The 3,697-nt window shown below is 48.6% G+C and carries 5 protein-coding genes; all 5 read left to right on the top strand.

The features are described 5' to 3' along the window. Positions 1-197, top strand: a 197-nt coding sequence (locus tag PHU49_15670; protein MDD5245447.1) for a hypothetical protein, incomplete at its 5' end; no start/stop codon positions are given. 3 nt (positions 198-200) lie between these two features. Continuing rightward, the gene (locus PHU49_15665; GenBank protein MDD5245446.1) at positions 201-1,211 is read left to right on the top strand and encodes a branched-chain amino acid ABC transporter permease; all 1,011 of its coding nucleotides are present in this window, start codon (positions 201-203) and stop codon (positions 1,209-1,211) included. Continuing rightward, positions 1,208-1,975 (top strand): ABC transporter ATP-binding protein, encoded by a 768-nt coding sequence (locus PHU49_15660; GenBank protein ID MDD5245445.1) that lies wholly within the window; start codon positions 1,208-1,210, stop codon positions 1,973-1,975. The genes PHU49_15665 and PHU49_15660 overlap by 4 nt, the downstream gene beginning before the upstream one ends. A 5-nt stretch (positions 1,976-1,980) precedes the next feature. Beyond that, complete coding sequence (locus tag PHU49_15655) at positions 1,981-2,727, top strand: ATP-binding cassette domain-containing protein (protein MDD5245444.1); 747 nt, start codon at positions 1,981-1,983, stop codon at positions 2,725-2,727. Positions 2,728-2,738: 11 nt separating this feature from the next. Beyond that, positions 2,739-3,697, top strand: a 959-nt coding sequence (locus PHU49_15650; protein ID MDD5245443.1) for a long-chain fatty acid--CoA ligase, incomplete at its 3' end; no start/stop codon positions are given.

The raw sequence follows: 3,697 nt of genomic DNA, 5'->3' as shown, positions 1-3,697 counted from the left end.
GTGTCATCGGGGGGCTGGGGAGCTGGGGAGGAACGATCGTTGCCTCCTTTATTATCGGGTTTGCCCAACTCTTTACAGAGGTCTTTATCTCTGCCCATTACCAGATGGTCGTGGCTCTCCTTGCGATCATTATCACCTTGCTTGTCAAGCCATCGGGGATATTCGGCAAGCAGAAAGAACTCGAAGAGCGGGTGTAGTCTATGGAAATGATGCGAAAAGAAAGGATCGACAGAGGGCTCAAGGTCCGCACGGGAGGTCTCTATGCGATCTCCTCCTACCGTGAGATCTTGTATCTTATGGGTCCCAGGCTCCTTCTTATCGTAGGTATCATAGCGCTCCCCTTTATCCTTGAACTCGCCCCTTACTGGAAACGGGTTATCAATATCATGTTTGTCTATTCCCTCCTTGCCCTTTCTTTCGATTTTCTGGCAAACTACGTAGGCCTTGTATGTCTCGGAGGCGCCTTTTTTACCGGTATGGGTGGATATTTTTCGGCGATCTATAACGTCTACCTGGGATTTCCCATCTACCTTGCTATCCCATGTGCAACCATAAGCGGCGCCGTATTTTGTACCCTCTGCCTCCTGCCATGTCTGCCGCTCAGGGGTGTCTATTTTGCTATTGTCACCCTCATGTATCCTCTGCTTTTTACGCGGATCGTAGAGGCAACGAACATCCTTGGCGGTACAAACGGGATCTCGGGGATGGATGGTTTTTCAAACCAGTACGTGGAACATTATGTGATTATCCTGATGATCATTGTTTTCCTTTTTGGTATGAGAAGGTTTGTCAACCAGGACATCGGCCTTGTCCTCCGGGGAGTCAAGGATAATGACCAGTCGGTAAGGGCCTCCGGGATCGATGTCACCCGTATGAAGGTTCTTGCCGTCTTTGTGGCAGCGCTGATCGGCTGTTTTGGCGGGGCGTACATGGCACACCTCTACATGTGGGCAGGCATTTCCCTTTTTGCCCTTGATTTTTCCATTATCCCCATCGCTTCTGTCGTCATCGGGGGCGGCGGGACGCTCGTAGGCGCTATAATAGGAAGTTTTATCCTTGTGCCGCTCTCTGAGATCCTGCGTGCCTTTGGAACATTCCGGATTGTTATTTACTGTGTTATCCTCACGGCATTCATCGTCTTCAAAAGTGAGGGTTTGATGATATACATGCAGAGAAAGTATCACCAGTTTGAACGATGGGTGAAGGTATGAGTGAAGAACCGATACTTTCTGTTAAGGGTATCTCCAAATCATTTGGCGGCCTGAAGGCGCTTATGGATGTTAGTTTTGATGTTCAGAGCGGCGAGGTATTCGGCATTATAGGACCAAACGGTTCCGGCAAGACTACCATTATAAACTGTATCACCGGGTTTATAAAGACCCAGGCCGGTCATGTATATTTCAAAGGAGAGGAGATAACAGGCTGGAAGCCGCACAAGATTGCCGACGCGGGCATTGCAAGGACATTCCAGATCATGAGGCCCTACTACTCGCTGCCGGCATATAAAAATCTGATTATTCCCCTCTGGTCGCCAAGGGCGAGAAAGACGGGCGGATGGCGTGGCGGAGGGAAGCATGGCGACAGAGATACCGTGGCAGTGGATATCCTTGAAGAGATCGGATTTGAAAGGGATTCACGCGTTCCTTACAAGCTCGCTTCGACCTTGCCAACGGGTTACCAGAAGAGACTTGAACTGGCAAGATGCATGGCACTGCGGCCTGAGATCATCTTCTGCGATGAGGTCTTTTCAGGGTTAAGCATGAGCGAGATTGCCGGTATGCTCCCTCTCATCGAGAAGATGAGAGATGAGGGTATCACACTTATCATGGTGGAGCACAGACTGCGGGAACTTTTCAGGGTTGCAACAAGGATCATGGCGCTTAATTTTGGCGAAAAGATCACTGAAGGCGAACCCTCATTTGTTATTGAGGACAAGAGGGTGAGGGAAGCCTACCTTGGAGTTGAAGGGGTATAGACACTATGTTTGAAGCCTTTGAGCTAATGGTCTTTTACGAAAACATGATTGCCCTCAACAATGTGAGCATAGCCTGTGATGAAGGAAAGATCGTTGGTATCTTCGGTTCAAACAGCGCAGGAAAGAGCACATTGATGTACGCCCTTTCAGGTATCCTTATAGACATCAAGAAAAAGGAAGAGATGCGTGGAGGGGAGCGGATCTCTGTATTCGGAAGGATATTTTTTAACGGCAACGATGTAACAACCATTGAAGCGCACCACCGGGCACGGATGGGCATTGTACTCTGCCCGGAACGAAGGAGAATATTCTCGGAGAGCTCTGTCCTCGAGAACTTGAAGATAGGCGCATACCTCTCTTCCAGAAGAGAGGCGCGGGAGAATATGGATTATGTGCTGGATCTTTTTCCACGATTAAAAGATCATCTGAAGAGACAGGGTGGGTTCTTAAGCGGCGGCGAGCAGCAGATGCTCGCGATCGGGCGGGCGCTCATGGCGAACCCGAAGATCCTTCTCCTCGATGAGCCGCTCCTTGGTTTAAGCCCTGCATATCAGGACATAGTCATCAATGGAACGAAGGCGATAAGGGATACTAAAGGTATTTCGATCATTGTCACAGAGCAGTACGCCCGGCCCGTTATGCCTATCATAGATTTTGCCTATATCCTTGAGAACGGTTCGAGCGTTCTTTCCGGTACGCGGGAAGAGCTCATGGACAACCCGGACGTGAAAGCTGCATATTTTGGCGTGTAAGGGGCATATATATGGGATCCTTTGAGCATGAATGTACCTTCTCCCGTTTCTACGAGATGTGTAAAAAGTATTCAGACAAAACCGCTCTTATATATCTCGGGGAACGGTTCACATACGGGTATCTCGAGACGCTCATTGATAAATTCGCAACGGGCCTTTTGAATCTCGGTGTAAAAAAGCAGGACAGGGTAATGCTCTATATCTCCAATTGCCCCCAGTGGATTATTGCAAATTTTGCGATAAACCGGATAGGGGCAGTTGTTGTGCCGGTCTCGCCGATCTACACATCGTTCGAGATTGAATACATGATAAAGGATGCCGGCATTGATACGGTCATATGCCTTGATACAAATTATGTCTATGTGAAAGAGGTCATGGAGAGAACGAACCTGAAAAGGGTCATTGCCACGAGTCTCATAGATTTTGTTTCCCCATGGAAGCGGTTCGTTGCCCACATCTTTGATAAGGTTCCCAAGGGAAAGGTTGAAAAGGATGAAAAGATCCATTTTTTTAAGGATGTTTTAATAGGAGGCTTGACCAAACCGCCTGCCGTTGATATCGATCCTGTGAAAGACCTTTCCTATATCATGTATACGGGTGGGACGACAGGCTTTCCAAAAGGTGTGCCGGGCAACCACATAGGCGAGGTTTCTTATATCCGGGACATCATGGATGATGTAGTCGGTGAGTTCATCCATGAAGGTAAAGATGTGGTACTCATGGTAAATCCCCTTTTCCATATCATGGCAAAGGGTTTTATGATCGCCCTGGGGTTCAATTACGGGAATACGGTGGTCCTCATGCCGATCCCTGAAGTGGATCCCATACTCGCAGCTATTGAGCGTTATAAGGCAAGATGGATGCTTGGTGTCCCAACCCTGTACCGGATGATACTGGAGAATGACCGCCTCGATCAGTATAATCTCAGTTCAATGCGGTACTGTTACTGTGGAGGCGATGTCCTGCCCGT

This window comes from Syntrophorhabdaceae bacterium, from assembly GCA_028713955.1.
In the GTDB taxonomy this organism is placed as follows: Bacteria; Desulfobacterota; Syntrophorhabdia; order Syntrophorhabdales; family Syntrophorhabdaceae; genus UBA5609.
The sequence above is the reverse complement of the archived record's forward strand: the minus strand, read 5'-3'. Positions and strand labels throughout refer to the sequence as shown.